The organism is Corallococcus sp. RDP092CA (assembly GCF_041903675.1).
Classification (GTDB): domain Bacteria; phylum Myxococcota; class Myxococcia; order Myxococcales; family Myxococcaceae; genus Corallococcus.
Window position 1 is genome coordinate 1 of sequence record NZ_JAYESI010000100.1, and the last position, 946, is coordinate 946.

The following is a 946-nucleotide window of genomic DNA, read 5'->3' on the forward strand; positions in this document are numbered from 1 at the left end:
CTCAAGCAGGAGGAGGGCCCACGACTCTCGCGGGAGCAGCGTCAGCGCGTGCTCGCGGCCCTGGCCACGACGATGGAACTCCACCTGCCGCCCTTCGTGGAGGACGCCATCCGGCACGCCATGACGTTTCGGGCGAAGGAGGTGGCGAGCGCCACCTTCGGCCTGTCCCAACTGCTGCGCACCGTCTTCCACCGGCTGCTGTGCCGCGAGCCGGCCTCGCGCTTCGCGACAGCAGCGGCGCTGGAGGTGGCCTTGCGTGCGCAGCTCGCGCAGAGAGGCGGGTACGGCGCCGCCGAAGCGGTGAAGGAGGTGGAGGCCGCGCTGTTTGAAGGCGGTGAGGCGCTGGAGGAGTTGGACTTGATGGAGGACGAGGGCGGCATCGTCCCGGCCTTCCCGCCGCTGAGCCAGGACGACATCCGCACGGAGCCCCGGCCCCTGCGCAGCGCGGACGAGACGACGACGGAGCCGCAACCAGGCGCCCTGCGCCTGACGCGGCATTAGCACCCGCTGGCCCGAGGCGGCCGGCACCCATTCCCTTCAACCCCAATCCATGACGCACGGCCGGCCCCAAGCCGAGCTGAACGTCAGACGTGTGTCCTTTGCTCCTCTCGCTGGGGGCATTGCTGGGAGGCGTGTATGCGAATGACGAGACGTTGGGCGGTATGGCTGTGGTTGCTGTGGCCCGTCGCCGCATGGGCGGAGGACGTCCCGGAGGTGCCGCCCGTGGAGGAAGTGTCCCGGACGTCGTCCCAGGAGCGGCCCTGGAACTACCTCACGCGCGTGGAAGCGGGGCCGTGGGCGCTGTGGCCCCAGCGCGGAGGCGAAGCCGAGGGCTTCATGCAGGTGGAGCCGATGCTGGTGCTGGACGGCGGAGAGAAGTTCGGCGCGAACCTCGGAGGCCCGGTGCGCTTTCGCCTCCGGGGCGGCGAAGGCGCGGGGCGGGTGC

Annotated in this window: 2 pseudogenes; both read left to right on the forward strand. The window is 71.0% G+C overall.

What is annotated here, in order from left to right:
• Positions 1-501: pseudogene (locus tag U8525_RS34325) on the forward strand (serine/threonine protein kinase); the annotation flags it as partial.
• A gap of 141 nt (positions 502-642) precedes the next feature.
• A pseudogene (locus U8525_RS34330) lies at positions 643-946 on the forward strand (hypothetical protein); the annotation flags it as partial.